21 protein-coding genes are annotated in these 19595 nt (G+C 38.4%); 12 read left to right on the top strand and 9 right to left on the bottom strand.

The window, feature by feature from the left end; all coding sequences use genetic code 11:
• Positions 1-61 precede the first annotated feature (61 nt).
• The 4 genes from DZB84_RS06170 to DZB84_RS06160 all read left to right on the top strand — a co-directional run bounded on the left by DZB84_RS06170 (position 62) and on the right by DZB84_RS06160 (position 4397).
• Positions 62-997 (top strand): SDR family NAD(P)-dependent oxidoreductase, encoded by a 936-nt coding sequence (locus tag DZB84_RS06170; protein ID WP_116351379.1) that lies wholly within the window; start codon positions 62-64, stop codon positions 995-997.
• A 179-nt stretch (positions 998-1176) separates the two neighbouring features.
• A complete protein-coding gene (helD, locus tag DZB84_RS06165; protein ID WP_116351378.1) occupies positions 1177-3501 on the top strand; it encodes an RNA polymerase recycling motor HelD in 2325 nt (774 codons plus the stop codon).
• Between the two features lie 111 nt (positions 3502-3612).
• Complete coding sequence (locus DZB84_RS24845) at positions 3613-3756, top strand: hypothetical protein (protein WP_189655165.1); 144 nt, start codon at positions 3613-3615, stop codon at positions 3754-3756.
• 83 nt (positions 3757-3839) lie between these two features.
• Complete coding sequence (locus DZB84_RS06160) at positions 3840-4397, top strand: DNA-3-methyladenine glycosylase I (protein WP_116351377.1); 558 nt, start codon at positions 3840-3842, stop codon at positions 4395-4397.
• Between the two features lie 34 nt (positions 4398-4431).
• Here the strand turns inward: DZB84_RS06160 and DZB84_RS24840 are convergent, their stop codons facing one another.
• On the bottom strand, positions 4432-4569 hold the full coding sequence (locus DZB84_RS24840) for a hypothetical protein (RefSeq protein ID WP_189655164.1): 138 nt from the start codon (positions 4567-4569) through the stop codon (positions 4432-4434).
• A 117-nt stretch (positions 4570-4686) separates the two neighbouring features.
• On the opposite strand from DZB84_RS24840, the gene proC reads away from it, so the two are divergent.
• The 3 genes from proC (at position 4687) to DZB84_RS06145 (ending at position 7802) form a co-directional block, all read left to right on the top strand.
• Positions 4687-5511: a pyrroline-5-carboxylate reductase gene (gene proC / locus DZB84_RS06155; RefSeq protein WP_116351376.1), complete on the top strand. Its 825-nt coding sequence runs from the start codon at positions 4687-4689 to the stop codon at positions 5509-5511.
• Between the two features lie 365 nt (positions 5512-5876).
• On the top strand, positions 5877-6803 hold the full coding sequence (locus DZB84_RS06150) for a VanW family protein (protein WP_189655163.1): 927 nt from the start codon (positions 5877-5879) through the stop codon (positions 6801-6803).
• A gap of 81 nt (positions 6804-6884) precedes the next feature.
• Entirely contained in the window at positions 6885-7802 is a 918-nt protein-coding gene (locus tag DZB84_RS06145; RefSeq protein WP_116351374.1) for a ketopantoate reductase family protein, read from the top strand.
• A gap of 138 nt (positions 7803-7940) precedes the next feature.
• Here DZB84_RS06145 and DZB84_RS06140 read toward each other — a convergent pair whose 3' ends face one another.
• Positions 7941-8381, bottom strand: coding sequence for an OsmC family protein (locus tag DZB84_RS06140; RefSeq protein ID WP_189655162.1), 441 nt, complete (start codon positions 8379-8381; stop codon positions 7941-7943).
• A gap of 157 nt (positions 8382-8538) precedes the next feature.
• On the opposite strand from DZB84_RS06140, the gene DZB84_RS06135 reads away from it, so the two are divergent.
• Complete coding sequence (locus DZB84_RS06135; protein ID WP_116351372.1) at positions 8539-9465, top strand: alpha/beta hydrolase; 927 nt, start codon at positions 8539-8541, stop codon at positions 9463-9465.
• Positions 9466-9552: 87 nt separating this feature from the next.
• Here DZB84_RS06135 and DZB84_RS06130 read toward each other — a convergent pair whose 3' ends face one another.
• The 4 genes from DZB84_RS06130 to DZB84_RS06115 all read right to left on the bottom strand — a co-directional run bounded on the left by DZB84_RS06130 (position 9553) and on the right by DZB84_RS06115 (position 13137).
• Positions 9553-9648, bottom strand: a complete 96-nt coding sequence (locus DZB84_RS06130) for a YjcZ family sporulation protein (protein ID WP_116351371.1) — start codon at positions 9646-9648, stop codon at positions 9553-9555.
• Between the two features lie 128 nt (positions 9649-9776).
• Complete coding sequence (gene pepV / locus DZB84_RS06125; RefSeq protein ID WP_116351370.1) at positions 9777-11183, bottom strand: dipeptidase PepV; 1407 nt, start codon at positions 11181-11183, stop codon at positions 9777-9779.
• Between the two features lie 79 nt (positions 11184-11262).
• On the bottom strand, positions 11263-12135 hold the full coding sequence (locus DZB84_RS06120; RefSeq protein WP_116351369.1) for a sulfite exporter TauE/SafE family protein: 873 nt from the start codon (positions 12133-12135) through the stop codon (positions 11263-11265).
• A 90-nt stretch (positions 12136-12225) separates the two neighbouring features.
• A complete protein-coding gene (locus DZB84_RS06115) occupies positions 12226-13137 on the bottom strand; it encodes an RluA family pseudouridine synthase (RefSeq protein ID WP_116351368.1) in 912 nt (303 codons plus the stop codon).
• A gap of 388 nt (positions 13138-13525) precedes the next feature.
• Here DZB84_RS06115 and DZB84_RS06110 point away from each other — a divergent pair, with 388 nt between their 5' ends.
• Positions 13526-13927, top strand: coding sequence for a DUF5365 family protein (locus DZB84_RS06110; RefSeq protein ID WP_116351487.1), 402 nt, complete (start codon positions 13526-13528; stop codon positions 13925-13927).
• 68 nt (positions 13928-13995) lie between these two features.
• Here DZB84_RS06110 and DZB84_RS06105 read toward each other — a convergent pair whose 3' ends face one another.
• The gene (locus tag DZB84_RS06105; protein ID WP_116351367.1) at positions 13996-14475 is read right to left on the bottom strand and encodes a thioredoxin family protein; all 480 of its coding nucleotides are present in this window, start codon (positions 14473-14475) and stop codon (positions 13996-13998) included.
• Positions 14476-14477: 2 nt separating this feature from the next.
• A complete protein-coding gene (locus DZB84_RS06100) occupies positions 14478-14918 on the bottom strand; it encodes a disulfide oxidoreductase (protein WP_116351366.1) in 441 nt (146 codons plus the stop codon).
• Between the two features lie 188 nt (positions 14919-15106).
• On the opposite strand from DZB84_RS06100, the gene DZB84_RS06095 reads away from it, so the two are divergent.
• A complete protein-coding gene (locus tag DZB84_RS06095) occupies positions 15107-15763 on the top strand; it encodes an HAD family hydrolase (RefSeq protein WP_116351365.1) in 657 nt (218 codons plus the stop codon).
• A 59-nt stretch (positions 15764-15822) separates the two neighbouring features.
• Here DZB84_RS06095 and DZB84_RS06090 read toward each other — a convergent pair whose 3' ends face one another.
• Entirely contained in the window at positions 15823-16068 is a 246-nt protein-coding gene (locus tag DZB84_RS06090; protein ID WP_116351364.1) for an HPr family phosphocarrier protein, read from the bottom strand.
• A 159-nt stretch (positions 16069-16227) separates the two neighbouring features.
• Here DZB84_RS06090 and glpK point away from each other — a divergent pair, with 159 nt between their 5' ends.
• Both glpK and DZB84_RS06080 read left to right on the top strand, forming a co-directional pair.
• Complete coding sequence (gene glpK / locus DZB84_RS06085) at positions 16228-17718, top strand: glycerol kinase GlpK (protein WP_116351363.1); 1491 nt, start codon at positions 16228-16230, stop codon at positions 17716-17718.
• A gap of 128 nt (positions 17719-17846) precedes the next feature.
• Positions 17847-19520, top strand: coding sequence for a glycerol-3-phosphate dehydrogenase/oxidase (locus DZB84_RS06080; RefSeq protein WP_116351362.1), 1674 nt, complete (start codon positions 17847-17849; stop codon positions 19518-19520).
• The last annotated feature ends 75 nt before the right edge of the window (positions 19521-19595 follow it).

The following is a 19595-nucleotide window of genomic DNA, read 5'->3' as shown; positions in this document are numbered from 1 at the left end:
ATTATTTTTTTGTGTTATATTGACCACTGGTTAATAAAAAATATAATGGGGAGAGGATATTATGAAAAAGGCTTTAGTTTTAGGTGCTTCAGGTGGAATGGGTTATGCGATTGTTGAGGAATTAGTTGAAAGAGGGATTGAGGTAACTGCTTTTGCAAGAACCAAAGATAAATTAGAACAACTGTTTAGAAACAGAGATAGAGTCCAAATTGTCGCTGGAGATGTATTTAATCAGGAAGAATTAATACATGCGGCCAACGGAATGGATGTTATTTTTCATGCGATTAATATTCCGTATAGTGAATGGTATGAAAAACAGCCAAGCTTAATGAGAAATGTCGTGCAAGCGGCTGAATCAGCCAATTGTAAGTTGGCGATTGTTGATAATATTTATGCGTATGGTCGCGGAAATGGGAGCAAAGTAAATGAAATGTATCCAAAAAATCCACATACGAAGAAGGGGAAAATTCGAGTAGAGCTAGGGAATATCGCTTTCCAGGCAAATATCCCAGTCCTTATTGCACATTTCCCTGATTTTTATGGACCTAATGCAGCAAATGCTATGCTAACGTATACATTTGATAAGGTTATTCAAAACAAAAAGGCGATGTTCGTAGGAAATCAACAAAATGCCAGGGAATATATTTATACACCAGATGGGGCGAAAGCAATTGTAGAGCTTTCCTTACATGATAAGGCATATGGACAAAGTTGGAATATCCCCGCGGCAGGTGTGATCTCCGGTGAAAAAGTTATAAATATAGTACGCAGTCATTTACAGTATCAAAAGTCCGTTTCAACTGTAACAAAGGGGATGATCCGATTTTTGGGCATATTTGATAAGCAAATGAGAGAAGTTGTAGAAATGCTGTACTTAACAGAAGATCCTGTAGTTCTAGATGGGGCAAAATATGAGCGGGAAATAGGTCCACTACCAGCAACACCTTATGAAGAAGGAATTAAAAGAACTTTGGACCAAATGGTGAAAAAAAGCTAAAAAACATTGAAAAAGACAGAACGACATGGTAAGATGTCATTGTTCTGTCTTTTTTTGAATGTGTTAATAAATGCGTTCAATAATCCCTATTATAATTATATAATGAAATTTTGTGGTTGTCAACTATTGAATTTCAAGGGAATAAGACGAAAAGTTCACGTATACGAGGAGTGGTGTTCATGGAGAAGCAAAATGAAGACTGGATTCAGGAACAAGACAGACTTGAAGATGTGTTGAAGGTCATTGAGAGTAAAAAAGCCGCCATCGAATCGAAGGTAGGAAACGTAAAAAGTGAAATTATCGATCTTCGAAACGCGTTTTGGGAAGATGTAACTGTCAATCTTGATGAACCTGATGACGTCATTGAAACATTTCAAAGTATTAAACAGCAGTCCGAACTATTAGGTGAACGTGAAAGAAATCATCGGCAGATTTATAAACAGATTAAAATTCTTGAAAGATTAAAGGATTCGCCCTATTTTGGTCGATTCGATTTTGCTGAAAATGGTGAGACAAGCGAACAAACAATTTACATTGGAATTGCCTCATTATTAGATGAAACCGAAGATGATTTTTTAATTTTTGACTGGCGAGCACCTATTTCCAGTATGTACTATGATTATTATCCTGGCGAGGCAAGGTATGAAACTCATTATGAAACGATCGAAGGGGAAATGACCTTAAAACGTCAATTTATTATAAGAAATGGCAAATTAAAAACGTTGTTTGATACTGGAGTTACAATCGGAGACGAAATGCTACAAGAGGTACTCGGCAATAAGGCTAACACACAAATGAAGAGCATTGTTGCAACGATTCAATTGGAGCAGAATAAAATCATCCGCAATGAAAAAAGTCGTTATTTAATTGTACAGGGTGTGGCTGGTTCGGGGAAAACGTCAGCTGCCCTACAGCGTGTTGCTTATCTACTATATCGCTACCGTGAACAGCTCAGCTCAAATAATATTATGCTCTTTTCACCGAATCCCCTGTTTAATAGCTATGTTGCGACCGTACTTCCTGAGCTTGGCGAAGAAAATATGCAACAATCAACTTTTCAGGAATATGTCGAACATCGATTAGGTAGTCTTTTTGATGTGGAGGATCCATTTTCACAAATGGAATATTTACTAACTGAGATGGATCAACCTGATTTTGATGTAAGACTCCAAGCGATTTACTACAAAGCGAACTTAAGATTTAAAGCACTCATTGAATCATATGTAAAAGAACTTGAAAAACAAGGTCTTCCTTTTAAAGACATAAAGTTTAAAAAGAAAATAATCATTTCAAAGGAATCGATCGGGCAGTATTTCTATTCATTGGATCCGTCTATTTCGATTCCAAATCGACTTGTAATCGTCACAGAATGGTTGATGAAAGAAGTCATTAAATTCGAGCGAAAAGAACGGAAAAAAGACTGGGTTCTTCAGGAAGCTGAATTGATGGATAAGGAGGACCATCTGGAAATCTATAAACAATTACAGAAAAAACAGGAGTTCTCGGAGGGGACCTTTGACGATTATGAACGAGAGGAAAAACTAATTGCGAAGGAAATTGTCAGGAAGTATTTTAAACCAATAAAGGTTGCTATTAAAAAGCTTGAATATCTGAATCGTAGAGCAATTTATAAGCAATTATTTACACATACGAAAGAGCAAAAGGTAACGCAAAATTGGAGTGAAATCTGTTCATATACTCTTGAAAAACTTGAACAAAATCATTTGAACTATGAGGATGCTACACCATTTCTATATTTACAGGATTTGATTGAGGGAAAAAAATCAAATACAGGTATTCGTCATTTGTTCATCGATGAGGCTCAGGATTATTCACCATTCCAATTTGAATATTTGAAGCAGTTGTTCCCAAATTGTCGCATGACCATACTGGGAGACTATAATCAGGCCATCTATGCACACTCCATGAATGCACCAACATTGTTATCTCCTGAGCTTTATGAGGAAGAAAATTATGAAGTCATTGAACTGAAGAAAAGCTATCGTTCTACAAAGGAGATTGTTGAATTTTCAAAAGGAATTGTGGCTGGTGGTCATGAAATTGAAGCCTTTAACCGTTCTGGGGCACTTCCACTATTCAAAGAAGTGGAGACGAAAGAAGATCTTCACAAGGAAATTCTAATGAAAATAAAGGATCTTCAAGATAAGGGACATGAAACGATTGCCGTCATCTGTAAAACAGAAGCAGAAAGTAAGGAAGCTTTTGCCGTGTTGAAGAATGAAGTGCCTGTTCGTTTAATGAATCAGGAAACGTATCATTTTGATAAAGGAATTCTCGTTTTGCCAACCTATTTAGCAAAAGGAATTGAGTTTGATGCTGTTATTATTTATAATGCCTCAAATGAAGTGTACGGAAGAGAATATGAAAGAAAGCTTTTTTATACGGCATGTACACGCGCGATGCATGAACTCCAGCTTTATTCAATTGGGCAACGAAGCTTCTTCTTTAACGGAATTGAGAAGGATAAATATATTGAAGTGTAAAAATTGAGTCAGCAAATGCTGGCTCTTTTTTTGGATATTATTAACGTGAAAAAACTCCCTACGGATAGATAAAAATAAGAAAAAACAATATTCATTTTGGGAGGTAAAAGAATGACGACAAATTGCTTTTATTGCCAAGATACTTTTGAAAATGAGCGATTTCACTATGTCGCGTTTGTAAATATTGAAGGTGAGCGAGAAGAAACTTTATGTAAGGACTGCTATCAGAATTGGCTTGCAGGGATTAAAGAATAAACCGGAATGAAGATAGAGGCTCCTTTATTCTCCGTCCCTTTGTTATAATTTTCTTATCTAGTTTTTAAAAAGGTGGGAGAGTTTTGAAACGATGTGGCTGGGTGAATGAGGACCCTCTATATATTAACTATCATGATTATGAATGGGGCGTACCTGTATACGATGACCGTTTGCTCTTTGAATATCTGAATTTAGAGGGTGCGCAGGCTGGTCTAAGCTGGTACACCATCTTGAAAAAGCGAGAAAATTATCGCATGGCCTTTGATCATTTTGATCCAGCAAAAATCATTACATATGATGAGAAGAAGATAGAAGAACTTTTATCAAATCCAGGAATTGTTCGAAATCGGCTAAAAGTCAACGCCGTTGTCACGAATGCAAAAGCATACTTTCGTGTTGTAGAGGAATTTGGAAGCTTTCATACATACATCTGGTCATTTGTAGATGGTAAACCAATTAAAAATCATTTTACCACCTTAGATGAAGTACCAGCGACAACGGACATTAGTGATCGGTTAAGCAAAGATTTAAAAAAACGTGGATTTAAATTCGTGGGTTCGACGATTTGCTACGCATTTATGCAGGCAACCGGAATGGTTAATGACCATATTGTTAGTTGTCATTGCTATAGCCGTGAATAAAAGGGGGGCTTCCTAATTGGAAGCCCCATACTACTTAGAGGATTGGTTCGTCATCAACTTCCTCATCATACAAATACCCCAGTTCTTGTTCTCTAGATGGCAACGTGTTGGTTAGGTCATGCCAGCCCGTATATCCAAAAACTGTGTCAAGAAGTCTTTCAAATCGCTGCATTTCTTTTCACCTCTTTTTTGGATTAGTTTGTCCGTTCTTTTAAATAGTATGTATTATATATTGGAGTTTCGCTTTATCACTATTATTTCTCTATAATAAACGTGGAGGAGGTTTTACATGAATAAATCGATAGGCTTTATTGGTTGTGGCAAAATGGCTCAAGCAATGATTCAAGGAATGATTGCTTCCAAGGTCACAACTCCACAGCAAATGATCGTGAGTGCCAAAACAGCAGAGACCCTACAATTTGTGGAGAAAACATATGGGATTCGAACAACACGTAATAACAAAGAAGTAGCGGAAAATGCTGATTATTTATTTTTAGCAGTTCAACCAAATTTGTACGCGGAAGTAATCAACGAGGTTAAAGCAGTTGTGAAAGATGAAACCATCATTATTACAATTGCCGCTGGAATAACCCTTGATTTTATCGAAAAGCAATTTGAACGGCCAATGAAGGCTGTACGCTCAATGCCAAATACCCCTTCGTTAGTCGGAGAGGGGATGAGTGCACTTTGTGTTAACTCTTCTATTACCAATGAAGATTTGACTGAAATTGTCCGTCTCTTTGAAGGGTTTGGAAAGGCTGAGGTTATCGAAGAACAACATATGGATGCCATCCCAGCAGTGAGTGGTTCTTCTCCAGCATATGCATATATGTTTATCGAGGCGTTAGCTGACGGAGCGGTTATGCAAGGAATTCCTAGGAAACAAGCGTACAAGCTTGCTGCACAAGCTTTATTAGGTGCAGCCAAAATGGTCCTAGAAACCGAAAGACATCCCGGCGAATTAAAAGACGATGTCTGCACCCCAGGAGGCTCAACTATCCAAGCGGTAGCAACCCTCGAAAAACACGGCTTCCGCGCAAGCATAATCGCAGCCATGGAAAGCTGCACCCAAAAATCAAGGGACCACAGGGACGGTTCTTGTAGCTCCAATTAACGTGAAAATCTGCAATCAAATTCTCGATTGCAGATTTTTTAGTTGATTTGTTCTTTATAAAGAATGTATAATAAAAATATGACAAATATTACAATTTTTTGTAACAAATTCAAGTGCTCCAACGTCTAATAAGGTGAAAAAGGTTACCTTCTTCTATTCGTAAAACTTCTACTTTCACTACAGTTTCGTTTCTTATTCTCCAATCAACCTAGTCTATTTCCCATACGTAAGAAGGCAATGAAGAACTTGCAGCAAATAGGAATATATTCTTTTTTCATTAATAAAATTCCTATGTGAGCCTTTTGTTAATGATTTTTAATATTTGTAACATTGTCCACAAAAAGAAAAAAATGGGAGAGAGTAATTTGAAGAAAACTACATTGCCATTATTATTAGGTGTTTTATTGATGAGTGGATGTAGTCTCATCGAGAAAAAAGAACCAGTTAGTGTGGAACTACATCATGTTTCACCTGTTGAAACAATTGAAACAAAGCAAGTCATCAACACACGTGAAATTTCCATCATCGATCCACGTGATAATAGTGTCGTTGAAGTACTGAACAAAGATGAGTTCCAAACTGAAGAAGATTTAAAAGCGAAAGCAGTACAACTCGCTAGTGATCTAGCTGCCACGATTGACCGCCCTATGAAACCAGTTAAACTTAGTGCTGGTGGGGAATTGCAGGGTGGGCAAAGCCAAATGATTTTAAAAGAAGCCGAGCTTGTCACTAGAATACTAGATAATTCTATTTTTAATAAACAAGTCGTTCTTCCGATTGAAGAAACCAATCCAAATGTTACACAGGACCAGGTACAAGGCATTAATGAAGTTGTCCTTGGAAGCTTTACAACGTATTTCGATCCATCTGTAACTGGAAGAAACTTCAATATTAAAAAGTCAGCAGACGAAGTGAACGATGTTGTGTTAGGACCTGGCGATCGTTTTTCTTTTAACTATGTGGTCGGAAATGGATCAAAGGAAAATGGATATGCGCTTGCCACTGTCATTATCAATAAGGAATTTGTCCCGGGGTATGGGGGAGGTATATGCCAAACATCAAGTACTCTTTATAATGCCGTTGCAAAATCGGGTCTTGAAATCATTGAACTTCACCACCACTCAAAACCTGTAGGCTATGTTCCACTTGGGCATGACGCAACCGTTGCTTATCCATATTTAGACTTTAAGTTTGCCAATAATCGTCCATATCCAGTTGTTTTGAAAACAACTGTAAACGCTAGTTCAATAACTGTTGAAGTTCGCTCTGCAGCAAATTATGTATCCAACTAAAAAGTAGTGAAGGAGGTCAGCGTTGCTGGCCTTTTTTCTGTTATAATATTGATAGTTTCATATTGAAAGGGGTTGCAGGTTTTGAGAATACTAGTTGTAGGAGCAGGGGCAATTGGCGGTTATTTCGGAGGGAGACTACTTGAAAAAGGGGAAGACGTAACCTTCTTAGTTCGTGAAAAAAGACAAAAACAATTACAAGATCATGGACTACAAATTGAGAGCATCCATGGAAATGTGACACTTCAACCGAAGACAATCCAGTCAGGTGATGAAGCGAGCTCATTCGATGTGATCATTCTATCAACAAAACAATATCACCTTGAAGGTGCATTACATAGTATCGAACCATATGTGGGAGAAAACACGATGATTCTACCACTATTAAATGGCTACAGCCATGTGGATGTTTTGAAGTCTACGTTTAATTCAGAAAATGTAATAGGTGGATTATGTTTTATCGAGTCAACATTGGATTCTGAAGGAAAAATCGTTCAAACAAGCCCGAACCATCGCGCGTTATTTGGAGAATTTTCTGGGGAACGAACTGAGCGTATTTCAAAATTAGCGGATGTTATGTCTGGAACAAAAACAAATATTGAATTAAGTGACAATATCATTCGGGAAATCTGGCATAAATACATGTTTATCACTGGATTTTCAGGTGTTACAACTTTAATGAGATCACCGATCGGTCCGATCCGTGAAGAGCAAAATGGTCAAAAACTGATTTTAAACCTATTTAACGAAATTGGTTCTGTGATGCGAGCAATCGGTGCACCAATCGATGCTGATATAGAGGAAAAACATGTAAAAACAACGAATCAAATGACATTCGAAATGAAGTCGTCGATGCAGCGAGATATGGAAAAAGGTTTGGATATTGAGGGGGATCAATTACAAGGCTATTTATATAAAATTGCCCAGGAAAAAGGCATTGAAACGCCTTTATTAGAGGTTATTTATTCTAACCTAAAGGTATATCAAGCACAAAGAGGATAAAGTGAGACGAAGGCAGTGTATGGATGCACTGCCTTTTTATATGGTCATTAACCGGGTGTTTATGGTCGTTATTTGGAGTCTATGGTCATTAGCGAAATTCTGGAAAAAGAACAACTCCACTAGAGGTGAAAAAAAATATTACCCAACCACTTTCACAACAGGTTCAACAATAACTTCAACATTCCCTTTTAGTGTTTGTGAGATGAAACAAGCTTTTTCTGCACGATGAGCAAGTTGAATCAATTTTACTTGTAGTTCATCATCGGCTTGTTTTACAGAAATAAGTAGTTTATGAACAATTTTTTCAAAGACTAAGCGCTTTCCATCCTTGCCAACTATTCCTTCTGTTTCAACCTCAAGATGAGTGTATTCGATATCACGATTTGACAGGATAGCAGCAAGGGTAAGCATATAGCAATTTGTAGCGGCGGCAATTAGTAATTCCTCAGGATTTGCGCCAATTCCAGGTCCATCAAGCTGTTTTGGCGCAGAGACGGCAGTTTGAAAGCCATCTGTCGTAATCGTGCCTTCGCCATTTCGATCTCCGTTCCAAATACCTTTTACTATAAAAGAACTCATTATGTTCATTCCCCTCATCTTTTTTCTAGCAACCTACCTTTATTATATGCACAAAAAATGGAAACACGAAAGGGATTTATCTGAAAATAAAGAATACCTACCTTATATCTGTCATCTAATTTCCAGAATATAATAGACGTAAAAGGAGGATATAGCGATGACGTATACAGATTTTACCTTTTTAACTGATGATGGTGTCACGATTTACTGTAAAAAGTGGGAAAGCACCGAAGAAACTCCAAAAGGAATCGTTCAAATTGCACATGGGATGGCAGAGCACATTGAACGCTATGATTTATTTGCAAATACACTTGCTAAAGAAGGTTATATTGTATATGGAAATGATCATCGCGGACATGGAAAAACCGGTACAAAGGCAGAACTAATTGGTTTTTTTGCAGACGAAAATGGGTTTGATCGTGTGGTCGAGGACATGATTCAGCTAACTGAAATCATTAAAAAGAATCATCCCAACATCCCCACTTTTCTATTCGGACATAGCATGGGTTCCTTTTTATCACGGAGATACATACAAACACATGGTGACGAAATAGCAGGTGTTATTCTTTCAGGAACAGGAGGAGACCCAGGTCTTATTGGTAAAGTTGGACTTGGAATAGCCAAGTTTGAGATGAAGAGAAAAGGAATGAAAACCAAGAGTCTGCTTATGAACAAGCTTACGTTCGGAAGCTACAACATGCATTTTCGTCCGAATCGAACAGAATTTGATTGGCTTTCAAGGGATGAGAAAGAAGTAGATAAGTATATCGCTGATCCTCTTTGTGGTGGAATTTTCACGGCAGGCTTCTTCTATGATCTTGTTAGTGGTGTAGCAAAAGTAAATAGCCATAGCGCAAGTCAACATATACCGAAAGGATTACCGATGTACTTTATAGCTGGAGATAAGGACCCTGTGGGAAACTATTCAAAAGGAGTTCTCCAAGCTGCAGATATGTATAAAAACTTAGAAATGAAGGATGTAACGGTCCAACTATATGAGAATAGCCGACATGAAATCTTAAATGAAATTAACAAAGAGGAAGTTTACAAAGATGTGATCAATTGGTTAAATATGCACATCTAAAAAAAGGTGCCCCAAAGGACTGCCTCTGGAACACCTAAATGAGGAGATATTATGGGATACGTGGTGGATACGCTTAAAACCCCTAGACTAGTAGCTCATAAAAGAAGCTCCTACAATAACTAATAGGATAAATAGAACTACGATTAACACAAAGCTGTTGTTATATCCTCCGCCATAGCTCATATACAGCACCTCCTTTTCTCAGAGTCACTATATATTATGAGGGAGCTGCAAATGTGAAATGGACAGACATGGAGAATATGAAAAAGAGGTTTCAACCTATATAAATAGGGAAGAACCTCTTTTTATAGTCATAAATTTCCTAAACGATAGATTGCGTGTGCGTAAATAGCGGTTGCTTTTAACAAGTCTTCGATTTCGATGTATTCGTTCTTTTGGTGAGCGGTCATTGGTTTACCTGGGAATACAGCCCCAAAGGCAACTCCATTTTTCATAAAACGTGCATATGTAGCGCCACCAGTTGTTAAAAGGGTAGGCTCTTCACCTGTTTCAGCTTCATACACCTCTTGAAGGACTTTGATCAATGGTGAATCCTTAGGAACATGATGGGGTTCCTTTGAAGCAAGAGCTGTGATTTTAAACTCATAAGATTCTACCGTTTTTGTTAATTTTTCGATTGTGTCTTCATAATTCGTCTCTACCGGACATCGAATATTTAAGTGTATTTCAGCAATTTCGTCTTTCTCGAATTTAAAAATACCTGCATTCACAGTCAGTGGACCGGTAACCTCATCTGAAAAATCAATTCCTAAACCTTCACCTTTGAATTGGTAATAGAGCGTTTCGTTTATGAATTGTATGTATGTATTGGCGCTTTCTTCAAATGAATACTGCTGTAGGAATGAAGCTAAAAGCAGTGCAGCATTAACCCCTTTATGAGGTTCCATCCCATGAGCTGAAGTTCCAACTAACTTAAGCATTGTTTGGTCTCCATCCTGTGAATAGGAATATACGACCGCTTTTTCCTTACAATACTTCAAAAAGTTCGGAACGAGTGTATCGTCATGTCCGATCATTTTGGCTTCTGCTACATCTGGCACCATATTCCCTTTTTCACCAGCAATAAAGGAGAGGAGAGATAAATCTCCCTTTTCACTACTTGATACATTTTGAAGTCCTAGCTTAACATTGATTTGTCCTTTTTCAGCATGGATAATAGGAAAGTCAGCATCAGGTGCAAAGCCAGCTAATGGCGCTTTTTCAACTTCAACATATTTTTTCATGCAGCTCATTCCGCTTTCTTCATCGGTTCCAAAGATCAAGCGAATATTATGTTTTAAAGGAAGTCCAAGTTCTTTTACGATTTTCAGTCCATAATATGCAGCAATCGTTGGACCTTTATCATCGATGGCACCTCTTGCATATAATTTTCCATCCCGAATCGTAGGCTCAAATGGTGGGGATACCCAATCGCCAGTTGCAGGGACAACATCTAAGTGACAAAGAATTCCGATGTAATCTTCAGCTTGAGCAGGACTATATTCGGAAAAACCCACCATTCCCACAATATTGGTTGTTTTGAATCCAGCAAACTCTGTAATGGAAAGCATGGTTTCTAGCGCCTCACCAATTTTATCACCCATTGGTCGATTTTTAGTTGCGCTTTCAAAATCCTTTACACTTTTAATCCGTAAAATCGTTTCTAAATCCCTAAGCAGATCGTCTTTTCTCTTCAATACTTCATCATAAAAGTTCATCTTGTCACCTCAAACAGATTTTCATTAGTTTAATTATATACTAAAAAACACCATCCTTTACATAGTAGGGATGGTGTTGTTATCCAACTTCTTTTTCCTTAAGACGAAGTTTAAGAGTATGAAGTACAAAATGTATAAGCATATATAGGCAGTAGATCAATAGAAAGAGCAAACCAATAAAGTCTAAATGAAACAGTTTAAATACGAGACTCAATCCGGTCGCGATATATAGACCTGCGAGGAAATAGCGTACCTGTTTATCTTCATATACATTTGTAACCATTGCGCCAAGCTGACCACCAATAAGTGCACCTATAATAAGGCTTACGATTACCCCGTAATCAAGCTCGACAGTCGACGCATAGGTTGTAAAACCTGCGACAACAATCATGAATACACTAAGCAGGCTTGTACCAACTGCATATTTTGGTTGGAACGCGAGCACGCTCATTAATAATGGAACGATAATAAAGCCACCGCCTACCCCTAATGCTGTCGAAATAAAGCCAGCGAATAGTCCAATTAACACAATTTTTCCATAAGCATATTTTGTTTTCCTAGTTGATTGTTCCTTGCTAGGAGATTTACTAACAAGTATGGATATTGAAAAATATAAGGTGAGTGCTAAATACATCAATGGAATAACAGTATTTTCTAATTGGTACTTTCCAAGAAATAGAACAAATGGGTGCGCGAACTGAGTGGCGATAACTCCACTAATTCCAATAATAATGGAGGTCTCCCATTTAATATGTTTAAGTCGAAAATGTGCTACGACACCGGAAAGGGAGGTAGCAACGGTATATAATAAGCTTGTAGCGATTGCGATCACTGGAGAAAATCCCATAAGGATTAGCGTGGGTGTAAGAATAAAGCCACCGCCAATTCCAAAAAAGCCGGACATTACTCCAATACAAAGACCTAATATGACGTAAATAAGTAAGTCCTGCAATGGCAAACTCCTTTCCTTATTCACTTCTACTTTTTAAGTATATAGGAAGAATGCATTTTCCGCATGTGTACAGACCCAGTATTTGTAAAATTAGACTACTATCTTTTCGAAGATAGGTGGGCTATCTAAAAATGGTGCCTCACACATGATTTTTTCATTGGTAAACGGATGTTCTAAACGTATCCGAGCTGCATGTAGTGCCTGCCTTTGAACAATTAGTTGTCCACCATATAATGAATCTCCCACAAGCGGGTGACCAAAATGGCTCATATGTACACGAATTTGATGAGTACGACCTGTTAATAGCTCAAGCTCTACTAAGGTCATTTTTTTATTTGGCAATGTTTGAAGGACTTTAAATGTCGTAATCGCCTTTTGTCCTGTTGGAGACACTCTTCTACGTGTAGGGTGATGACGGTCCCGACCAATGGCAGCCTCGATTGTTCCCATTTTTTGTTTGATTATTCCATGTACCAAAGCGAGATAGGTTCGTTTTATTTCACGTTTTTCAAGTCGACGGTCTAAAATGGCTGAAGCAAGTTTATGCTTAGCAAAAATAACGGCCCCGGTTGTATCATGATCTAGGCGGTGAATATGGCGTACCTTTGTTTGAACACCGTTCATTTGAAAATGATAGGCAACCGCATTAGCAAGTGTACCGAGCTGTCCCTCCTCGTTGGGATGTGTATCCATACCAGGAGGTTTGTTGACAATTAAAAGATGATCATCCTCGAATAAAATATGGAGGTCTGGAACATATTCTGGTTGAACGCCGAAATCTTCATCTCTAAAAAGATGAACCTGTAGTTTGTCGTTATGTGTAAGAGTTGTGCTCCAGGGCTTGGCTTCACCTTTAAGCTTCACGCCCTGTTCCATACGTAGTTGATGAAGCATTTGTTTTGGCACCGACCAAATATTTTTTAACACATCCTCGATTGTCTTGCCTGCCCAGTCTTTCGGAACCTGGATTTCAAACCATTCTCCTACTCTTTTTGTTAACATATGATAACCTCTTTTACTAGAAATATTGTATGGAGTATCTCGATGAAAAGGACTTTGAATGAAAATCGTACGTGAAATCCTCTTCATTGCGCGAATGAAGGGGAAATTGGTTGGGAAATTCAAGTGTATACCTCTTCATAGCGTGAATGAAAGGTACTCTGAATGAAAATCGTGCGTGAAATCCTCTTCGTACCGATTATGAAGATCACTTTGAGCAAGAACAGAGCACGAAATCCCCTTCATAAATGTTCATGTTAAAAAGTATATCCAATCCGCGAAATGAATGAAAGAGAAAGTGGATATGGAGGAAAGACTTACCGTACCAAAAACAAAGAATCCTATGGTATTCTAATCTTATTACTATGGAGATATAAGGGTGGGTTTTACATTGAAAATTGTAGTAGCATCAACTCAGGAGCAGGAACATCACATTACGGAGCTAATCGATTACATTTATTCTTCCATCTTTCCAATCTATTTCGAAGATGAGTATATTGGAAAGTTTGAAAAATGGAATGTGTTAGAGCCGAAAGAGGAAGACGTCTACTATAACCGAACATTGGATAAGGCTTTTAGAGTCATATCAAGCCTTCAAGCAATTATCGCAGTACTGGAAACGATTCAAGAAGAGGGCTACCAGGAATACTATGGGGAACTATTTGCAAAGAATGTGCGAATATTAAATGAGTACGGTTATTTATTTCCGTTTACAATTGAAGAATTTCAAAGTGTGAACAATCCGCAAGGTATAAGTAAATATTCAAAGCCAGCAAATAAATATTTGGCTTAATACATAAGGCATTATCAGCCTTAACGTACAAAAAATCCCTGCTCAATTTAATGAGCAGGGATTTCCTTTTATTTTGAACTTGCCGATGCACTTTCGAACCACGTTTTATAGTCATTATGATCCTCATGGTATCCGACTAGACGTGAAACTTCCTCACCATTTTCAAAGTGAATTAAGGTTGGGGTATACTCGATTCCGTATTTATTCCAGCCTTCTTCAAATTCTAGGAGGTTGAATTTCTTTAAATCAAGTCCCATTTCATCAACCATTGGCATAATTACCGGAGTGGTGTTTTGACAGTGTACACATGTTGGACTGTAAAAATAAACAGTCATCGTTTCGCCATTTTCTAATTTTGTCTCTAACTCGTCAGGCAGAATTTGGTTTTGGTAGTTTGGATCATCGAGCTGTTTAACTGTCGCAGGATCAAGTTTTTCTTTTCCGTAAGGATTTCCTTCGGATTTTTGCTTGTTTTGAGTAGTTGTTATAAATGCAAGTCCACCAAATAGAACTACGATAACAGCTGTAAAAATGATAATTTTTTTCAAATCTATTTCCCTTCTTTCAACGTTTTTAATGTGATAAAGCTAGTAATTGCAATGATTGTAAAACCTATTAAAGCTAAAAAAGGAATTGTTACAAAACCAAACCAGTTTATATACTGGCCTGTACAAGGTACAACTCCACAAGCAAGTGAGTTTTCACCAACAGCAGGAACCTTTTGAACTAGGTAATGGTAGATCGAGATGGAGCCACCAATAAGAGAAAGAATAAATGTATAGAGTGCGATGGAGTAGTTCTTTTTACCAATAGCAATTCCCAAAATGATAACAAGAGGGTACATAAAAATTCGCTGGTACCAGCATAATTCACATGGGACGAATTTTTGGATTTCCGAAAAATAGAGACTACCAAGCGTGGATATTAATGCGGCGGCAAAGGCAATAAATAAATACGTCTCCAGCATCTTTTCGTTCATTTTAGAGTTCATCGAATCCCTCATTCCACATAAGTATACTCAAAATTATAGTATTACAGCTAGTGATTGTAAAATGTAAAATCTTGAAGTTAAGATGTTATTGTGAACAATATGTGACAAAGTTGACTAAGGAGAAAATGGACTTTACTCTATCTTTCCTTATAATAGAAGATGGATTATAAGGACAGGAGATGATTTTTTTGATAAAAGCAGTTATTTTTGATTTCGATGGACTGATATATGATACAGAAACAAATGAATACAATGTGTTAAATGAAATCTTTCAAGAGCATGGTTCAGAGCTTCCAATGTCCGTATGGGGGAAGGTTATTGGAACTCAAGCTGGATTCAATGCCCTTACATATTTAGAAGAACAAATTGGGAAGAAGATTGACCATGAGGAATTAACCAAGCTAAGGCGGGACCGGTTTGATGAACGAATGAAGAACGAAGGCCCCTTGCCGGGTGTCGAGGAGTATCTATCAGCTGCTAAGAAAGCAGGCTTAAAAATCGGTCTAGCGTCAAGTTCTGATTATGAGTGGGTTTCCACTCATTTAAAAAATCTTTGCTTGTTTGATTACTTTGAGTGTATTCGAACCTCTGATGACGTTGAAAAGGTAAAGCCAGACCCAACTTTATATTTAGAAGCAGCTAAATGCTTGGGTGTAAAACCAGAGGAGTGTCTAGTCTTCGAAGACTCCGCAAATGGAGCATTAGCAGCGAAACGTGCCGGAATGTACTGTGTGATTGTACCGAACGAAGTTACGAAGGATTTGGACTTCTGTGAAGTTGATCATCGATTGGAGTCGATGGCTGCGGTTCAATTACATGAACTTATCGAAAAAATAATAAAGTAAAAATAAAAAAACCACGATTATATCAACAACTGATAACGATCGTGGTTTTTCTATTAGTGTTAGATGAATGTCTCAATCCATTCAAACGCTTCCTCTTCATCCGGGCCGTCAACGCGAACCGTTATGACCTGCCCTTCTCGGATAGCAGCTCCCATTAGCCCTAACAGACTTTTAGCATTATAGGATCTATTTTTCAAAAGAAATTCTACATCACTTGTGAATCTGCTTAAATTCTGTACCAATTCTCCGGCTGGCTTCGCATGTAGTCCTTCCTTAATGGTTACGGTAACTTCTTTTTCAATCAAAGCAACTCCACTCCTTACAAGAGTAATTTTGAAACGACCATTACTACATTTATTCTGGGAAACTATTTTTAGACCTAAAAAATCCTGCTTACCGAGGTAGCCAAATGTATGTAAGCGTGTTAATTTTATCTTAGGAAAAGTTTTAGGGAGGCGAATCAGTTGGAACAATACATACTTTCATTAGACCAAGGTACCACAAGTTCACGGGCCATTTTGTTTAATCAAAAAGGAGAAATCGTGCATGTGGCACAAAAAGAGTTTACACAGATTTTCCCAAAGCCAGGCTGGGTGGAGCATAATGCGAATGAAATTTGGGGATCGATTTTAGCAGTTGTGGCCTCTGTTCTATCAGAAGCAAATGTAAAACCAGAGCAAATAGCTGGAATTGGGATAACAAACCAACGTGAAACCACGGTAGTTTGGGATAAAGAAACAGGTCAGCCTGTTTACAATGCGATCGTTTGGCAATCCCGTCAAACAGCTGATATTTGTGAAGAGCTAAAAACAAAAGGATTAAGTGATACATTTCAAAATAAGACAGGTCTATTAATTGATGCGTATTTTTCAGGTACAAAAGTAAAATGGATATTAGATAACGTAGAAGGTGCACGAGAAAACGCTGAAGCAGGCAAGTTGTTATTTGGAACGATCGACACATGGTTAATTTGGAAGCTCTCCGGCGGAAAAGCTCATGTTACGGACTATTCAAATGCTTCCAGGACATTGATGTACAACATTTATGAATTAAGATGGGACGATGAGCTATTGGAGCACTTAAATGTTCCAAAGTCGATGCTACCTGAAGTTCGTCCATCATCGGAAGTGTATGCGTCGACAGCGCCTTTCCATTTCTTTGGTCAAGAGGTACCGATTGCAGGCGCAGCGGGAGACCAGCAGGCAGCTCTTTTCGGGCAAGCGTGCTATGAAAAAGGCATGGTAAAAAACACATATGGTACAGGCTGCTTTATGCTGATGAATACGGGTGAAAAAGCAGTTCCTTCTAAACATGGATTATTGACAACAATCGCATGGGGAATTAACGGTAAAGTTGAATACGCTTTAGAAGGAAGTATATTTGTCGCAGGTTCAGCGATTCAGTGGCTTCGTGATGGACTCCGAATGTTTAAAGATGCAAAAGAAAGTGAACGCTATGCCCAGAAGGTCGAATCAACCGATGGGGTCTATGTCGTTCCCGCATTTGTAGGACTTGGGGCACCTTACTGGGATAGTGATGTTCGCGGAGCTGTTTTTGGTCTCACCCGTGGGACCTCAAAGGAACATTTTATTCGTGCCACCTTGGAATCATTGGCATACCAAACAAAGGATGTCTTGACAGCAATGGAAGCCGATTCCGGCATTTCTTTGAAGAAACTACGTGTCGATGGTGGGGCCGTAAAAAACAACTTCCTTATGGAATTTCAATGTGGCATTCTAGGAGTGCCTGTGGAGCGACCCGTCATTAATGAAACAACTGCATTGGGTGCTGCTTATTTAGCTGGCCTAGCAGTCGGCTATTGGAAGGATCAATCTGAAATTTCAAGTCAATGGGCAATTGACCAAACCTTCGAACCAAAAATGGGTGAAAATAAGCGTGAAGAATTATATGGCGGCTGGAAAAAAGCAGTACATGCAGCTATGGTATTTAAATAAAGATATGCTATAATAAAGATAAGTTAATCATTCGGTAGGAGATTGGGAGAGACCGCAGAAGCATTGTCACGATTGTGCAATGTCTTTTGTGGTCTCTTTTTTTCTACCTCTTTTAAGGAGTGGAGATTATGACGAAGTTCTCAGGGTTAGATAGAAGTTCTATTTTAGCGGGGATGGAACAAGAGGTTCAGGATTTATTCATTATTGGTGGAGGAATCACGGGTGCTGGAATTGCACTTGATGCTTCAACTCGCGGACTTAAAACGGCTCTAGTTGAAATGCAGGACTTTGCAGCCGGGACATCCAGCCGTTCTACAAAGCTTGTACATGGCGGTCTTCGCTATTTAAAACAATTTGAAGTCGGTTTAGTAGCCGAGGTAGGAAAAGAAAGAGCGATTGTATATGAGAATGGTCCACATGTAACAACACCTGAGTGGATGCTCCTGCCACTCCATAAGGGAGGTACATTTGGAAAATTTTCAACATCCATCGGGCTTCGTGTTTACGATTTTTTAGCAGGAGTAAAGAGGTCAGAAAGAAGATCGATGTTAAATGCAGAGGAAACACTAGTTAAGGAACCACTCATTAAGAAGGAAGGACTGAAAGGCGGCGGATACTATGTTGAGTATCGTACAGATGATGCACGCCTGACAATCGAGGTCATGAAAAAGGCCATTGAAGAAGGGGCAAAAGCGGTCAATTATGCCAAGGTAGAATCCTTTATATATGAAAATGAAAAAGTAAAAGGTGTACACGTAGTTGACCAATTGACTGGTAAAGAATATAAAATTTTTGCAAAGAAAATTGTAAATGCAACAGGGCCATGGGTTGATAAAATGCGTGAAGCGGATAATTCAAAAAAAGGCAAAGTATTAAGGCTCACCAAAGGTGTCCATATAGTAATCGACCAATCCAAGTTCCCATTAAAACAAGCCGTTTACTATGACACTCCAGACGGCCGGATGGTATTTGCGATCCCGCGTGACGGAAAGACATACGTTGGAACTACAGATACATTTTATGACAAAGATACGGCTCATCCCACAGTAACCGCTGAGGACCGTACCTATTTGATTAATACTATTAACTACATGTTTCCAACTGTAAAAGTAAAGGATTCTGATATCGAATCAAGTTGGGCTGGAGTACGTCCACTGATTTATGAAGAAGGAAAGGATCCTTCTGAAATCTCGCGTAAGGATGAAATCTGGGTTTCTGATTCTGGTTTAATTACGATCGCAGGTGGAAAATTAACCGGCTACCGAAAAATGGCTGAAACCGTGGTAGATAAAGTAGGCAAGCTTTTAGCGGAAGAAGGTTTTACGGCTGATTTAAAACTTTGTCAAACAAAGGATATTGCGATATCTGGTGGAAATGTTGGCGGCTCAAAAAAATATCCAGGGTTTGTCTCTGAGAAAGTAGAGCTGTTAGTAAAAGAGTTCCAGTTCACTCACGAGGAAGCCGAAAAACTAACACGATTATATGGTTCAAACATTGATATTATGAAAGAGATCATGGCCGAATCTAAGGAAAAAGCAAATGAAACAGGTCTTCCACTTTCAATCCTTGCATCCCTTGAATATGGACTGCAGTATGAAATGGTTACTAAACCAATTGATTTCCTCATTCGTCGAACCGGTGCCATGTTCTTCAATATCGAGTGGGTGAACCACTGGAAAAAACAGATTGTGGCATACATGGCGGAACGTTTTAACTGGACTGAAAATGAAAAAGAAGGATACGAAGCTGAGGTCGAGTCCTATATTAAAGACGCAACCGAGCCAAGTGGCGAAGATATGTAACAGACGGAGAAATCCGTCTGTTTTTTTCTGGGATGTGCTAGTGAATCGGATTCTTAAATGAGTGAAAATCAATTG

Source organism: Bacillus sp. HNG (assembly GCF_003400205.1).
Classification (GTDB): Bacteria; Bacillota; Bacilli; order Bacillales; family Bacillaceae_L; genus Ferdinandcohnia.
Note: the sequence above shows the minus strand (reverse complement) of the source record. Positions and strands in the feature narration are given on the sequence as shown.